The 15,364-nt window shown below is 32.7% G+C and carries 16 protein-coding genes; 12 read left to right on the top strand and 4 right to left on the bottom strand.

Annotated elements, in window-relative coordinates; translation table 11 throughout:
* Positions 1–13: 13 nt before the first annotated feature.
* A complete protein-coding gene (locus VRU49_RS00975) occupies positions 14–394 on the top strand; it encodes a hypothetical protein (RefSeq protein WP_330144902.1) in 381 nt (126 codons plus the stop codon).
* A gap of 15 nt (positions 395–409) precedes the next feature.
* On the opposite strand, the gene VRU49_RS00970 is transcribed toward VRU49_RS00975, so the two are convergent.
* Positions 410–1,126 (bottom strand): head GIN domain-containing protein, encoded by a 717-nt coding sequence (locus VRU49_RS00970; RefSeq protein ID WP_330144901.1) that lies wholly within the window; start codon positions 1,124–1,126, stop codon positions 410–412.
* Between the two features lie 104 nt (positions 1,127–1,230).
* Here VRU49_RS00970 and VRU49_RS00965 point away from each other — a divergent pair, with 104 nt between their 5' ends.
* The 4 genes from VRU49_RS00965 to hemH are packed head-to-tail and all read left to right on the top strand — an operon-like array spanning position 1,231 to position 4,354.
* Entirely contained in the window at positions 1,231–1,752 is a 522-nt protein-coding gene (locus VRU49_RS00965; protein WP_330144900.1) for a phosphoribosyltransferase family protein, read from the top strand.
* Between the two features lie 20 nt (positions 1,753–1,772).
* The gene (locus VRU49_RS00960) at positions 1,773–2,402 is read left to right on the top strand and encodes a carotenoid biosynthesis protein (RefSeq protein WP_330144899.1); all 630 of its coding nucleotides are present in this window, start codon (positions 1,773–1,775) and stop codon (positions 2,400–2,402) included.
* Positions 2,403–2,443: 41 nt separating this feature from the next.
* Complete coding sequence (locus VRU49_RS00955; protein WP_330144898.1) at positions 2,444–3,292, top strand: 4-hydroxy-3-methylbut-2-enyl diphosphate reductase; 849 nt, start codon at positions 2,444–2,446, stop codon at positions 3,290–3,292.
* Positions 3,293–3,340: 48 nt separating this feature from the next.
* On the top strand, positions 3,341–4,354 hold the full coding sequence (gene hemH, locus VRU49_RS00950) for a ferrochelatase (RefSeq protein WP_330144897.1): 1,014 nt from the start codon (positions 3,341–3,343) through the stop codon (positions 4,352–4,354).
* Here hemH and VRU49_RS00945 read toward each other — a convergent pair.
* A complete protein-coding gene (locus VRU49_RS00945; RefSeq protein WP_330144896.1) occupies positions 4,351–5,583 on the bottom strand; it encodes a 3-deoxy-D-manno-octulosonic acid transferase in 1,233 nt (410 codons plus the stop codon). The genes hemH and VRU49_RS00945 overlap by 4 nt on opposite strands.
* A gap of 63 nt (positions 5,584–5,646) precedes the next feature.
* On the opposite strand from VRU49_RS00945, the gene VRU49_RS00940 reads away from it, so the two are divergent.
* The 5 genes from VRU49_RS00940 to VRU49_RS00920 all read left to right on the top strand — a co-directional run bounded on the left by VRU49_RS00940 (position 5,647) and on the right by VRU49_RS00920 (position 10,377).
* Positions 5,647–6,972, top strand: a complete 1,326-nt coding sequence (locus tag VRU49_RS00940) for a UDP-glucose dehydrogenase family protein (protein ID WP_330144895.1) — start codon at positions 5,647–5,649, stop codon at positions 6,970–6,972.
* A complete protein-coding gene (locus tag VRU49_RS00935; RefSeq protein WP_330144894.1) occupies positions 6,962–7,951 on the top strand; it encodes a UDP-glucuronic acid decarboxylase family protein in 990 nt (329 codons plus the stop codon). Before VRU49_RS00940 ends, VRU49_RS00935 begins: the two co-directional genes overlap by 11 nt.
* Complete coding sequence (gene galE, locus VRU49_RS00930; protein WP_330145865.1) at positions 7,952–8,974, top strand: UDP-glucose 4-epimerase GalE; 1,023 nt, start codon at positions 7,952–7,954, stop codon at positions 8,972–8,974.
* Positions 8,975–8,977: 3 nt separating this feature from the next.
* On the top strand, positions 8,978–9,541 hold the full coding sequence (locus VRU49_RS00925; protein ID WP_330144893.1) for a hypothetical protein: 564 nt from the start codon (positions 8,978–8,980) through the stop codon (positions 9,539–9,541).
* Between the two features lie 101 nt (positions 9,542–9,642).
* The gene (locus VRU49_RS00920) at positions 9,643–10,377 is read left to right on the top strand and encodes a tyrosine-protein phosphatase (RefSeq protein ID WP_330144892.1); all 735 of its coding nucleotides are present in this window, start codon (positions 9,643–9,645) and stop codon (positions 10,375–10,377) included.
* Between the two features lie 2 nt (positions 10,378–10,379).
* Here the strand turns inward: VRU49_RS00920 and VRU49_RS00915 are convergent, their stop codons facing one another.
* Both VRU49_RS00915 and VRU49_RS00910 read right to left on the bottom strand, forming a co-directional pair.
* Complete coding sequence (locus VRU49_RS00915; protein ID WP_330144891.1) at positions 10,380–11,612, bottom strand: ABC transporter permease; 1,233 nt, start codon at positions 11,610–11,612, stop codon at positions 10,380–10,382.
* Between the two features lie 88 nt (positions 11,613–11,700).
* Positions 11,701–12,054: a HesB/IscA family protein gene (locus VRU49_RS00910; protein ID WP_330144890.1), complete on the bottom strand. Its 354-nt coding sequence runs from the start codon at positions 12,052–12,054 to the stop codon at positions 11,701–11,703.
* Between the two features lie 133 nt (positions 12,055–12,187).
* Between VRU49_RS00910 and VRU49_RS00905 the strand changes: the two genes are divergently transcribed.
* Together VRU49_RS00905 and dnaA are read left to right on the top strand one after the other, a co-directional pair.
* A complete protein-coding gene (locus VRU49_RS00905; RefSeq protein ID WP_330144889.1) occupies positions 12,188–13,735 on the top strand; it encodes an acyl-CoA mutase large subunit family protein in 1,548 nt (515 codons plus the stop codon).
* Between the two features lie 187 nt (positions 13,736–13,922).
* Positions 13,923–15,353, top strand: coding sequence for a chromosomal replication initiator protein DnaA (gene dnaA, locus VRU49_RS00900; protein ID WP_330144888.1), 1,431 nt, complete (start codon positions 13,923–13,925; stop codon positions 15,351–15,353).
* Positions 15,354–15,364: the final 11 nt, after the last annotated feature.

Raw genomic sequence — 15,364 nt, 5'->3', positions numbered from 1 at the left:
TTTGGAAGAAGTGATGAATGAAGAAAATATAAATGCTAACGAAGCACCAAAGAAAGTTAGTCCATTAGTGAGTTTAGAAGAGGATTTGAAGTTTTATTCTGATTCTATAAAGGAAGTATCTGTAGAGATTATGGTGGAAGGAATATCATTATATCCTATTTTTATAGCGCACCAACATGAAGTGAAAATTGGGGAATTGATTTTAAACAGGGAAGAGTTAAATACTAAGTGGACTATACAAGCATCAACTTTAGAAGAGTTTGTTGAGAAAGGGATAATTCATCCAGATAAAAAAGAGTCTTTTATAAAAAATTATAAAAGACCCGAGGATTATATGTGTGTGTTTGTAATTGTTCCTGATGGGGCAAATTTTATTTTTTACCCATTTAAGTAAGGATAAGAGTAAAATTTAATCTCTTATTCTAGTTACGTCGCCACTTCTACTATTGTTTTTGGTTACTTGTGGGTCGCCAATATAAGCTATGTCGCCTCCACCTGAAGCACTAGCGTTTAACGCTTTAACCACATTTAAAGTGATATCTGCGCCACCACTTGCTGAGGCTTTGGCGAATTGAGCAATTAGATGTTTAGCGTCTATATCGCTGCCGCCAGATGCATTAGCTTCCATATTACGTGTAACACCTTTTAGTTTAATATCTGCACCGCCACTTGCATTTAATAATAAATTATTAGCGCGAACATTTAATTCTACATCAGCACCACCTGAGGCAGCTACTTTTAATGATGGAAAGTTTAAAATACCGTATGAAATTACATCGCTACCACCACTAGCTTTTATAGAATTTAAATTTTTAATATTTAAATAGGCATTAAGTCCTTTGTCATTAAAATTCCAATTCCAGGAAGTATTCTGCTTAAATCTTATGGTTAGGTGTCCACCTTCATTAATTACTTCCAATCGTGAAAGTAAATTTCTAGGGCCTTCTACCTTTAAATTTTCATTGCCTTGTTGTCTGATAATTAGATTAATTCCGCTTGAAACAGATACACTTTTAACATTATTTACTGAAAAATTCTTGAAATTCTCCTGTGCAAAGGAATGAATAGAAATTAGGGTAAATAAAAAAGAAACAACGGCGAATAATTTAAAATTACTGTTTTTCATAACGTTCAATTTTAAGATAAGACGTAAATGCTTGATAAAAGTTGCAAATTGGATGAAATTTAATCGCAATATTTGTAATTTACAAAATCGTTTTAAAAATAACAATGGCAAATAAAGAACTTGCAGCTAAGGTTTTGATTTTAAACAAAGATCAAATCGCACAAAAAATAAATAGAATAGCATACCAAATTTTAGAGGATAATTTAGACGAGAAGGAAGTTGTTATTGCGGGAATGGGTGAGAGGGGATTTATTTTGGCTAAAAGAATAGAGTTTGTTTTAAGTAAAATAGCATCATTTTCTATTCAATCAGTTCAGTTAAATGTTGAAACCAAGAAAAATTCTGTTCAAGTAAATTTAAATGCGGAAGGCGAAAAATTTAAAAACAGTATTATTATTTTAGTAGATGATGTTTTAAATAGTGGAAGAACACTTGCCTACGGATTTAGTGCATTTTTAAATGAACCACATAAAAAAATTAGAACGGTGGTTTTGGTCGACAGAAGTCATAAGGTTTTTCCAATTGCAACAGATTTTGTTGGGTTAAACTTAGCTACCGTATTAAAGGAACATGTAGAAGTGGTTTTGGATATTGAGGGTGAAGATGATGGTGTTTATTTAAGTTAGATATCTTGAAAATTAGCCTTTTGAATAGAGACAATAGATTTTATTTATTACTTATATTATACCATTTAATTGGCTTTTTAGGCATCATGTATGAGCCTACTCAAACCTTTTTTATAAAGGCGATACCATTATCAATTGTTGCTTTATTATTATTTGTTTTATATTTAAACAAGGAAGCATTAAAGAGTTTTTCGATATTTTCTTTTGGTGTTTTTTCTTGCGTGATGTTGGTAGAAATATTAGGATTAAATGTTGGTGAATTTTTTGGCAAGTATAAATTTGGAGAAACTTTAGGCGTTAAAATTGCAACCGTGCCAGTATTTTTGGGCGTATTATTTATAAATTGGATATATGCAGTTGGACAAACTACTTATTTAATAAAGCGTTTGAATCCTATGATTCGCGCATTAATAGGAAGCGTGTTCATCGTGATATTTGATTTGTTTTTAGAGCCTGTAGCGGTTAAGCTGAATTATTGGACTTGGGAGAATGGTTTAATACCTTTTAAAAATTACCTTTTATGGTTTGTATTATCTTATGTTTTGCTTAACTTTTTTTACGCCTTACATCTGCCTTTAAAACCAAAAATGGGGGCTATAATTTTTATTGCGCAATTATTGCTTTTCACTTCATTATATTTATTCCTTTAACCATTGTAAATACCTATTTTTGTATTATAATCATATATTAAATGAGCTTAAATTTAAACGTTACAATAGATAATGCTTCAGGATTTTGTTTTGGAGTGGTTTATGCTATTGAGATGGCGGAAGATATTTTATTGAATGATGAATATCTTTATTGTTTAGGTGATATTGTTCATAATGATGAAGAAGTACATAGGTTAAAGGCAAAAGGGTTGAGAATTATTGATCATGATGCTTTAATGGAACTTAAAGATGAAAAAGTGCTAATACGGGCACATGGTGAAGCTCCATCTACTTATGAATTGGCATTAAAGAATAATCTAACATTAATTGATGCTTCTTGTCCAGTGGTTTTGAAACTTCAAAATCGAATAAAAAATTCTTATGATTCAGATGAACAAATATTAATTTTTGGTAAACACGGACATGCTGAGGTAATTGGTTTGCAGGGACAAACAGATGGCAAGGCGATAGTTTTTCAGGATATAACTGAATTAGATACTGTAGAATTGCCGAATAAATTCACATTGTATAGTCAAACGACAAAAAGTACAGATAAATTTTATCAGATAAAAGATCAGCTTATTGCCAGAGGATATGATGTAAAAGCAAACGATACAATTTGTAGGCAAGTTAGTAACCGATATGAGGAATTGGAGCGATTTGTTCAGGGTTTTGATAAAATCGTTTTTGTATCTGGTAAAAAATCTTCAAATGGTAAGGTTTTATATGATGTTTGTAAGAAATATAATCAAAATTCATATTTCGTTTCCAATAAAGATGAGATAGATTCGAGTTGGTTTTCTACAAATGAAAAAGTGGGAATTTGCGGTGCTACATCAACCCCTATGTGGTTAATGGAAGAGGTAAAATCCCAGCTTGAAAGTCTATAGATTTTTCAAGTATTTAAACTAAAATAATCAAAAAATAATTCTTAGAAAGTGCAGAAAATAGGTATTTTATTAGTCAATTTAGGAACTCCAGATAGTCCATCTGTTCCAGATGTTAAAAAATATTTGAAACAATTTTTATTAGATAAGCGAGTAATTGATATTCCGGCTTTCAATAGAAATTTATTGGTTAGAGGAATTATAGTGCCTTTCAGAAGTCCAAAAACTGCAGCACTTTACAGTAAAATTTGGGATGAGAATGGCTCACCTTTATTGTATTACAGTAAAATACAGCAAGAAAATCTTCAGAAAAGATTAGGTGAAAATTACATAGTTGAATTGGCTATGCGCTATCAAAATCCTTCTATTGAATCTGCACTTGAGAATTTAAAAAAGGCATTGGTAGATAAAATTGTGGTGATTCCATTGTTCCCACAATATGCTTCTGCATCTACTGGTTCTGTAATTGAGGAAGTGATGAGCATTGTTGGGAAATGGTTTACAATTCCGCCAATTAAGTTTATAAATTCATTCCACGATCATCCATCGATGATTAGCATTTTTGCAGATAATGCAAGGAAATATAAAATTGAAAACTTTGATCATTTTTTATTCAGTTTCCATGGGTTGCCAGAGCGCCAATTGCTTAAGTGTGATCATACAGGGAATTATTGTTTGAAAAAGGATAATTGTTGTGAAAATTTAAATGAAAATAATAAGTTCTGCTATAGCGCTCAATCGCATTCAACTGCAAAATTAATTGCTTCTGAATTGGGAATTAAGCGTGAAGATTATACTGTTTGCTTTCAATCTAGGTTAGGTAAGGAGCCTTGGGTACAACCCTATACCAGTGATATTCTGAAAAAAATGGCTGCAGAGGGGAAGAAAAAATTGCTTGTGTTTAGTCCAGCTTTTGTTGCCGATTGTTTAGAAACTGTATATGAAATTACGGTTGAATACAATGACGAATTCAAGGAAATGGGTGGAGAGCATGTTCAGTTAGTAGAGAGCTTAAACGAAGATCCTCGATTTATTGATTTATTAGAAGATCTATCCAAAAATTAAATTAAGGGGTGCTTTTCTTTTAAGTAATTCATAATTATTTTTGTGGCACCTCCATTTTGATGGATATACTCGCCTGCAATTTTGCCAGTATCTTCATTAAGTAGATTTAATTCCAAAATTTCTTTTAATTCTTTGGCGCTATTTATGCTTTTACAAGCCCCTAATGCTATCATTTCGCCTACTTCAGGGAATTTTGCATGATGTGGGCCAACGATTACTGATTTTGAAAAAGCAGCAGGTTCCTGCGTATTGTGCAAGCCTGTTTCAAATCCTCCTCCTACATACGCTAAATAGGCGTACTGATAAAGTTGGGATAGTATACCAATATTGTCTATAATTAAAACTTGTTGGTTGTTTATGTCTTCTTTTTTATTAATAATGCTACTGTATCTTACCGTGCTTTTAAATTTAGCTTCAATATTTTTGATGTTATTTTCATGAACCTCGTGAGGGGCAATTATAAATTTTAATTGAGGGAAATCCATTGCAATTTCTGCGAGGATATTTTCATCTGGGGGCCATGTACTTCCACAGACAATAACCTTATGATGGTTGCTAAATTTTTCCGCAATCTCGTTTTTACTTGCATTTTTTGTGTTTTCAATTACCCTATCAAACCTAGAATCTCCAGTTGTTATGGTGTTTACTATGCCAATAGAATTTAAAAGACTTTCGCTAGTCTTGTTTTGTAAGAAGAAGAAATTAATGTTTTTTAAAATATTCCTATAAAAATTACCGTATCGTTTAAAAAATAATTGATCGTTTCTAAAAGATCCTGCAATTAGGTAAAGCGGTATTTTTTTGTGGTTTAAGACATTAAAATAGTGATACCAGAAATCGTATTTCGTGAAAACTACAAAATCTGGTTTTATAAGATTTATAAATTTGTTTGCATTATGCGAAGTGTCTAATGGTAAATACCAAATATAATCGGCATGATTATAATTTTTTCGCACTTCATAACCAGAAGGCGAAAAAAAGGTTAAGATTATTTTATGGTTGGTGAAGTGTTGTTTGCAAGCTTCAAGAACTGTTCTGCCTTGCTCAAATTCGCCTAAGGATGCAAAATGGAACCAAATGGTCTTCTGGTTTGTATTTAAAGCAGTTTCGATATTTTTAAATAAGTTTTTTCTACCTTGTACAAAAAGTTTTGCTTTCGGGACAAACAAAGAAAATAGCTTTAAAAGTTGGCTATAAATAAATATTGCAATATTGTATATGAACAGCATGTTGCGTGTAAATTCTTATCTTCGTTGCAAGTTAAATTTTTAAAATCAATTAGCGCTTAATTAATGAAAATTGCAGTAATAGGAACAGGATATGTTGGCTTAGTAACGGGCACTTGTTTGTCTGAAACAGGGAACTCGGTTATTTGTGTTGATATAGATCCTGATAAGGTTCAAAAAATGAAGTCGGGAATTATCCCTATATATGAGCCAGGATTGGATGTTCTTTTTCACAGAAATATAAAGCAAGACAGGTTACATTTTACTACAGATTTAGCAGAAGCAGTTAAACATGCTGAAATTATATTTTTAGCATTGCCTACTCCTCCGGGAGGGGATGGTGCTGCTGATTTATCTTATATATTATCTGCATCATTAGAGATTGCAAAATTGGTAAAGGAGTACAAAGTAATTGTAAATAAATCTACCGTTCCTGTAGGGACAGCTGATAAAGTTTCGGCTGTTTTTAAAGAGAATTTAGCGCCAGGTATTACGGTTGATGTTGTTTCTAATCCTGAATTTTTACGCGAAGGCGTGGCGGTTGAGGATTTTATGAAACCAGACAGAGTGGTAATTGGTACAAGAAGTGAAACTGCAAAAAGATTGATGACAGAATTGTATGCGCCATATGTACGTCAAGGGAATCCTATAATTTATATGGACGAAAGATCTTCGGAGCTTACAAAATATGCCGCTAATTCCTTTTTAGCAACAAAAATCACATTTATGAACGAAATCGCGAATTTATGTGAGTTGGTTGGAGCTGATGTAGATGCAGTTAGGAGGGGGATAGGTTCTGATGATAGGATTGGGCGTCGATTTTTATTTCCAGGCGTTGGATATGGTGGAAGTTGTTTCCCGAAAGATGTTCAAGCTTTAGTTAAATCTGCTTCCGATGCAGCGTATGATTTTAAAATTTTAAAATCAGTTATTTCCGTAAATGAAAAGCAAAAGGTTGTATTGGTTAATAAAGTGAAAAAATATTTCAATGGAAATATAAAAGATAAAAGTTTTGCAATCTGGGGATTAGCTTTTAAACCAGAAACGGATGATATAAGAGAGGCTCCATCATTATATATAATTAATGAATTATTAGAATTGGGAGCGAAAGTGAGTGTATATGATCCTGAAGCAATGGGTAATGTAAAAGCATTATTAGGCGATAGAATTGATTATTCTATTGATCCTTATGAAGCTTTAAATGGTGCAGATGCCTTGTTAATTGTTACAGAATGGTCGGCTTTTAGGAATCCAGATTTTGAAAAAATGAAAGCATTATTGAAAGCCAATGTCATTTTCGATGGTAGAAACTTGTTTGATATTGAAAAGATGACCGATTTGGGATTTTATTATAATAGTATAGGACGTAAATTGGTAAATAATGAGTCGTAAACGTATATTAATCACCGGAGGGGCAGGGTTTTTAGGGTCTCATTTATGTGATAGATTTATAAAAGAAGGCTTTCATGTAATAGCGATGGATAACCTGATTACTGGTAGTCTTCAAAATATTGAACATTTATTTAAGCTTGAACAATTTGAATTTTACAATCACGATGTTTCAAAATTTGTTCATATACCTGGTGAATTGCATTATATTCTGCATTTCGCTTCGCCCGCTAGCCCTATAGATTATTTAAAAATTCCAATTCAAACCTTAAAGGTTGGATCGTTGGGTACGCATAATTTATTGGGTTTAGCAAGAGCAAAAGGTTCTAGGATGTTAATTGCATCTACTTCAGAAATTTATGGTGATCCGGCTGTAAACCCTCAGCCTGAGTCTTATTGGGGTAATGTTAATCCAGTTGGACCAAGAGGAGTTTATGACGAAGCTAAAAGATTTCAGGAGGCTATAACTATGGCTTATCATACTTTTCATAAACTTGAAACTAGGATTGTAAGAATTTTTAATACATACGGACCTAGAATGCGACTAAATGATGGTAGAGCATTACCAGCTTTTATTGGTCAGGCTTTAAGAGGAGAAGATATTACTGTATTTGGTGATGGCAGTCAGACACGATCTTTTTGTTATGTTGACGATTTAGTAGAAGGAATTTACAGACTTTTGTTTAGCGATTATGCTTATCCGGTTAATATTGGGAATCCAGATGAGATAACCATCTTAGATTTTGCAAAAGAAATAATCAAGTTAACAGGAACACAACAAAAAATAGTATTTAAAGATTTGCCAATTGATGATCCAAAACAGCGAAGACCAGATATAACATTGGCTAAGCAGATATTAAACTGGGCTCCAACAGTGGATCGTAAAACAGGTTTAGAAATAACCTATGATTATTTTAAGCGTTTACCAGAAGAGACACTTTATAATAGAGAGCATAAAGACTTTTCATTTTTTCAAAAATAAATTATGAAAATACTAGTTACTGGAGGAATGGGCTATATTGGTTCACACACAGTTGTAGAATTAATAGAAGAAGGTTATGAAGTAATTATTATTGATGATTTATCTAATTCTAATATTAAAATTTTAAGTCAGATAGAAAAAATAACTGGCGTTTGTCCTACTTATTTTAATTTTGATTTATGCGATATTAATAAAGTACGAGATTTTGCGTCCTTTCATCAAGACATAGATGGTATTATACATTTTGCGGCTTTTAAAGCCGTAGGTGAGTCTGTATTAGATCCTTTAAAATATTATAAGAATAATTTTTATAGCTTAATTAATATACTGGAGGTATTTCCAAAGACCAATTTTGTGTTTTCTTCTTCGTGTACGGTTTATGGAGAGCCTGATAGTTTACCGGTAAACGAGTTCGCTCCTATTAAAAAGGCTGAATCGCCTTATGGCAATACCAAGCAAATTGCAGAAGAAATTTTAAGTGATTTTGCAAAAGTAAATCCAGCATTTAGAGTAGTTTCTTTAAGGTATTTTAATCCGGTTGGTGCTCATCCATCAGCCTTAATAGGAGAGTTGCCAATTGGCGTTCCCCATAACTTAGTTCCATTTATTACGCAATCTGCTATAGGTAAAAGGGGGGCAATAGTAGTTCATGGAAACGATTATCCTACACCAGATGGAACCGCAATTAGAGATTATATTCATGTTTGCGATTTAGCAAAAGCGCATGTTTTATCTATAAAATATCTCTTAAAGGAAACTGAAACCAACTATTCAGTGTTTAATATTGGAACAGGAAGAGGTAATTCTGTATTAGAAGTTATTAATTCATTTGAAGAAGCGAGTGGGGTTAAATTAAACTATACAATGGGGCCAAGGCGAAATGGCGATGTAATACAGGTTTATGGCGATGTAAGTTTGGCAGAACAAAAATTAAATTGGACAGCCAAAAATTCACTTTCTGATATGATGTTGTCAGCTTGGAAATGGGAACAATATTTAAATGAAAACTCATTTGAAAATTAATGAATGAAATTAAGCGAAAATCAAGAGCTTAAGAAGGAAATTTTAAAACTTCCACAAAAGGAGAAAGATAAATTACTTTTAAGGTTAATTGCTAAGGACAAAATACTTACGGAACATCTTCATTTTGTTTTATTTGAGGATGAAACTGGACTCATTGAACGTACAAATGCAATTGAGGAAGTATTTAAGTTAGGCATAGTTGAACTTAAAAAAAATAGATATAAAAAAGCTAGAGAAATACTGAATTTTTACAGAAAATCTATTAAATTAGTTAATCATCATTTTAAGGTTACAAAAGCTAAATATGAGGAAGTTCAATTAAGGTTAGTGTTATTAAACAACATAGTTGACTTACTGTATTTTCTTGAAAACAGAGAAATTAATGATGATGAAAGGGTACTTTTTAAGATAGTTTATAATGGTATACGGTTAACCGTAAATAAATATTATAAATTACATGAAGATTTGCAGTATGATTTATCTACACAATTACAAGAGCTGTTAGGTAAAATAGACAAGCATTCAGTAAAAGAATGGGTGTTTCAATTTGGTTTAACCAAAATTTAATTGAATAAAGGTTTATGAAGTTTAAAGCTCATGGATTTGGCTCGTGTTTTGTTGCAATGTATTTAAAAGCGGTTTATTTCATAAAATATAAAATTCGTTAATTGTTCGGGCTATTTAAAAAATATAAAAAATCAACCGCATCTTTTGGTAGTCTGATTACAGATGTGCATTCACATATTCTTCCGGGGATAGATGATGGTGCACAGGATATAGATGACTCAATCAACCTAGCTAAAAGATATGTGAGCTTAGGATTTAAAAAGGTAATTGCTACACCGCATGTGATGGCAGATTACTTTAAAAACACGCCCGAGAAAATCCTTAAGAGTTTAGATGTGTTAAGAAATGCTTTGCTTAAAGAAAATATCACTTTAGAAGTAGAAGCGGCGGCAGAATATTATTTAGACGAAACGTTCACCAAATTAATAGAAAACAAGCAGATTTTAACTTTTGGGGATAATTATGTTTTGTTTGAGTTGTCGTATATAAATATGCCTAAAAACTTAGATGAAACCATAAATTCTCTGCTAGATGCAGGCTATAAACCTGTGTTGGCTCATCCCGAAAGGTATAATTATTTCCATGCGGGTATAGAAAATTATCAAAGAATTAAAGAGATGGGATGTGAATTACAGCTCAATACAATTTCATTAACTGGCTATTATGGTAAGCACGTAAGAAAAGCTGCTGAAGAATTGGTTGAAGAACGATTAATCTCGTTTTTAGGAAGTGATATGCATCATTTAAAACATGCTGATGCTTTAAATGATGCTGTTAGTCTACCTATTATGTTGAATTTGGTAAATAGTACTTTTATAAAAAACCAGTTTATTTAGGCTTATTCGTATCTTAAAGCCTCTACAGGATCTAGTTTCGCTGCTTTTTTAGCAGGGTAGTATCCAGAAATAATTCCTACAAGAATACATAATACAAATCCTCCGATAATAAACGACCATGGAATAATAAATGGTCCTTTCATAAGAGCAGAGATTAAGTTTCCTATCCCAATTCCGAAGGTTATACCAAAAATGCCCCCTATTAAGCAAATAACCACTGCTTCTATTAAGAATTGTCTTCTAATGATTTGTGGAGTAGCACCAAGAGATTTTCTGAGGCCAATTTCTCGAGTTCTTTCTGTAACCGAAACCAACATAATATTCATTAATCCAATAGAAGCACCAAATAGAGTAATGGCTCCAATAGCAATACCGCCAACTAAAACAAAGTTTAAATTCTCGAACAATGTTTGAGCAATGGCATCACTCTTTGTAATTTCGAAATTATTGGGTTCAGAAACTTTTACTTTTCTAATATTTCTCATTAGAGCAGTAGCTTCACCTATTGTATAATCAATCTTGCTATTATCATCTACTATAACTGTTATGGTATAAGATGGATTAGTAGAAGGATTTATAATTTTAGCTTTTTGTAATGGGATGTAAACCATTCTGTCTACACTTGGACCGAATCCAGACCCTTTAGATTCTAATACTCCAATTACTTTATACTTGTTGTTACCAACTCTTATGATTTTATCTAAGGGCGATTCATCTTTAAAAAGCGTTTTATAAATTTCATCACCAATTATACATAGATTATTTCCGGAGTAAACTTCATCTGGACTAAAATTCCTTCCCATAGCGATGGTTAGTCCTTGCGATAAGATACCATTTTCGTCAACACCTAGAACATTTACATTTGGGTTGGTTTTTTCTGAAGCATATTTAGCTGTGGCGCCACCAGACGCATTAATACTCACAGCAACCTTTGCATCAGCATTTAATCTTTCTTTAAACAATTTTGCGTCTTCATATCTAATAGACTTAAATGGTTTAGGTCTTTGACCAGAATTATTCACTCTTATACCTGAAGCACGATTTCGGATATTAAATGAATTGGCCCCCATACTAGAAAAAGCATCAGTCATACTTTTTTTAACCGCATCTAGCGTTGTTAAAATACCAACCAATGCCATTAGGCCAATTGAAATAATTAACGCGGTAAGCAATGTTCTTAAGCGATTGCTGTTAATAGATTGCATCGCTAATTTTATATTTTCAGTATAATTCATTGTGCTTCTAAAAAAGGTACAGGATAAAAATAAAAAATCCCATCGTTTAGACGATAGGATTTAGCTGTTTGTTACACAATAATAATATTTATACTGAAAAACTTGTTCCACAACCACAAGTGCTTTGAGCATTTGGGTTAGAAAAAGTAAATCCGCGACTATTTAAACCATCTTGCCAGTCAACCTGCATACCTAATAAATACATTTGATGAGCTTTATGCATAAATACTTTTAAGCCATTTATTAGGAATTCTTGATCGCCTTCTTTTTTCTGGTCAAATCCTAAAACATAATTCATTCCAGCACACCCGCCACCTTCTACACCTACTCTTAATCCGAATTCATCAGAAAATTCCTGCTGATCTCTTAATTTGAAGAGTTCTTTAACTGCTCCTTCGGTAAAAGTTACGGGAGCGAATGCTGTATCTGTTGAAGTTTGCATATCTTATAATTTAATATAACAAATATACGTATAAATGCCATTAATAGAATAATAGACATTAAATTTACATCACCGTTACGAAAACACTGAAATTAAATTTCAATATGTTTTTGTCTTATTTATATAGCATATTATGAGTGAAAATAAGTTTAAAACTACTTCTGGAATAGAAATAAAAGAAACCTATTCTTATAAATCTGATCGCGAAGAAAAACCTGGAGAATTTCCGTTTACCCGAGGCATTCAAAAAGATATGTATAGGGGAAGATTATGGACAATGCGCCAGTATGCTGGTTTTTCTACAGCGGAAGAGTCGAATAAAAGATATCATTATTTGTTGAGTCAAGGTACAATGGGCTTATCTGTTGCGTTTGATTTGCCAACTCAAATTGGGTACGACTCGGATCATGAAATGGCAGAGGGAGAAGTGGGTAAAGTTGGTGTTGCAATTGATTCTCTTGCTGATATGGAAATTTTATTTGAAGGAATAAAATTGGAAGAAATTACCACCTCTATGACAATAAATGCATCTGCTAGTGTTTTATTGGCTATGTATATTGCTTTGGCAAAGAGACAAGGTGCTGATTTAAAAAAGATATCTGGAACTATACAAAATGATATTTTAAAAGAATATGCAGCTAGAGGAACTTATATTTTTCCTCCTCGACCGTCTATGCGATTAATTACGGATGTTTTTGAATATTGTAGTAAGGAAGTTCCGAAATGGAATACTATTTCTATTTCTGGATATCATATAAGAGAAGCTGGATCTAATGCTGTTCAAGAATTAGCTTTTACCTTATCTAATGGGAAGGCTTACTTAAAGGCTGCCCTTGAAAAGGGATTAGATATTAATGTTTTTGCAAAGCGATTGTCGTTTTTCTTTAATTGTCATAACAACTTTTTTGAGGAAATTGCAAAATTTAGAGCAGCAAGGAGAATGTGGGCAAAAATAACATTGGAATTAGGTGCAACTGACCCTAAGGCTCAAATGTTACGTTTTCATACACAAACAGGAGGTTCAACTTTAACTGCACAACAGCCATTAAATAATATAGTACGTGTAACTAATCAAGCAATGGCTGCGGTATTAGGTGGAACTCAATCATTGCATACGAATGGATTCGACGAAGCTTTATCGTTACCGACAGAAGCGGCAGCTAAAATTGCACTGAGAACACAGCAAGTAATAGCTTTTGAAAGTGGAATAACAGATACAGTAGATCCATTGGCGGGCTCTTATTTTGTGGAAAGCTTAACTGATGAAATTGAGAAAGCTGCTTGGGATTATATTGAGAAAATAGATGATATGGGCGGTTCTGTTGTTGCAATAGAGCAAGGCTATATTCAGCAAGAGATTGCTGAGGCTTCTTATAGATATCAAATTGAAATTGAAGAAGGATCTAGGGTAATAGTGGGTGTAAATAAATTTGCTCAATCTGTAGAAGGTATTACAGAGACAATGGAGATTGATGACGCAGTAGGTAAGATGCAAACTGCGAAATTGAACAAACTTCGTTCAGAAAGAAATAATGAAGCTGTAATGCGCGCGCTTGAGGATTTGAGGGTGGCTGCACAATCTGACAAGAACTTAATGCCATATATTTTGACAGCTGTAGAATGTTATGCTACACTGGGAGAAATTTGTAATACATTGAGGGAAATTTTTGGGGAATATTAAGGTGTGAATTAAGTTATCCACATAAAAAATTTAGGTCAAGCAACATATTCGGCTGGTGAATAATGAGTTACAAATTATTCGAAAATTTTCCTTGAAATGTTGATAATTTTTTGAATATTCGAAGAATGGAAAGTGATCATTCTAGATGCTTCCACCTTAACTGAAAACCAACAAATTAAACTAAAAAATGGAAAAAACTTGTACTGAAGTATGGAATAGCTGCCTCCAAATCATTAAGGATAACATCCCGAATCAAAGTTTTAAAACTTGGTTCGAGCCGATATCTGCTTTGAAGTTAGAAGGGAAGGTATTAACCATACAGGTCCCAAGTCTTTTCTTTTATGAATGGTTGGAAGAACACTATGTTGGGTTACTAAGAAAAACGGTGAAAAAGTTTTTAGGTGAAGAGGGTAGATTAGAATATAATATAGTTGTAGACACATCGTCTAAAACAGGATCTCCTTATACAACTAATATGCCGTCTAATGGAAATGGCGCAGAAGGTAAAGTTCAATCTATGCCTGTTCCAGTTGCTATAAATAAGGACATTAAAAATCCATTTGTAATACCAGGATTAAAAAAATTAAATGTTGATCCTCAATTAAACGCAAATTATACTTTCGAAAATTACATTGAGGGAGATTGTAATAGGTTAGCAAGGTCTGCAGGCTATGCTGTTGCTGCTAAACCTGGAGGTACATCATTTAATCCATTAATGATTTATGGTGGTGTAGGATTGGGTAAAACTCATCTTGCGCAGGCAATAGGAAATGAGATAAAGCGTAATATGCCAGATAAGTTGGTTATTTACGTAAGTTGTGAGAAATTCTGTCAGCAATTTGTAGACTCATTAAAGAATAATACAATTAATGACTTTGTGAATTTCTACCAAGCAATGGATGTAATTATTATGGACGATGTTCATAATTTTGCTGGAAAGGAAAAAACACAAGATATTTTCTTCCATATTTTCAATCATTTACATCAAAGTGGAAAACAAGTTATTTTAACTTCAGATAAAGCACCTAAAGATTTATCAGGTTTAGAAGAACGTTTGTTGAGTAGATTTAAATGGGGCTTATCTGCTGATTTACAAGTTCCTGATTTAGAGACTAGAATCGCTATTTTAAAGAAAAAGATGTATGCTGACGGCATAGATTTACCAGGAGAAGTGGTAGAGTATGTTGCGCATAATATTGATAATAATGTAAGAGAGCTAGAAGGAGCTATGGTTTCTTTATTAGCACAATCTACTTTAAACAAAAAGGATATTGATTTGTCTTTAGCAAAGCAAATGCTTAAGAATTTCATTAAGAACACTTCAAAAGAAATTTCGATGGAGTATATTCAGAAATTAGTTTGTGAATATTTTGAAGTTCCTGTTGAGATGGTTAAGTCGCAAACGAGAAAAAGAGAAATTGTACAAGCCAGACAAATTTCAATGTACTTATCAAAAAGTCATACAAAATCTTCTCTAAAAACTATCGGTGCATTTTTTGGTGGTAGAGATCATAGTACAGTAATTTACGCTTGTCAGACTGTAGAAGATTTAATAGATACAGATAAGAAATTTAAGGCGTATGTACACGATATACAAAAGAAATTAAAAATGAGTTAGTAGGCTTTATT

The sequence above is a fragment of the Pedobacter flavus genome (genome assembly GCF_036324285.1).
Taxonomy (GTDB): domain Bacteria; phylum Bacteroidota; class Bacteroidia; order Sphingobacteriales; family Sphingobacteriaceae; genus Pedobacter; species Pedobacter flavus.
Note: the sequence above shows the minus strand (reverse complement) of the source record. Positions and strands in the feature narration are given on the sequence as shown.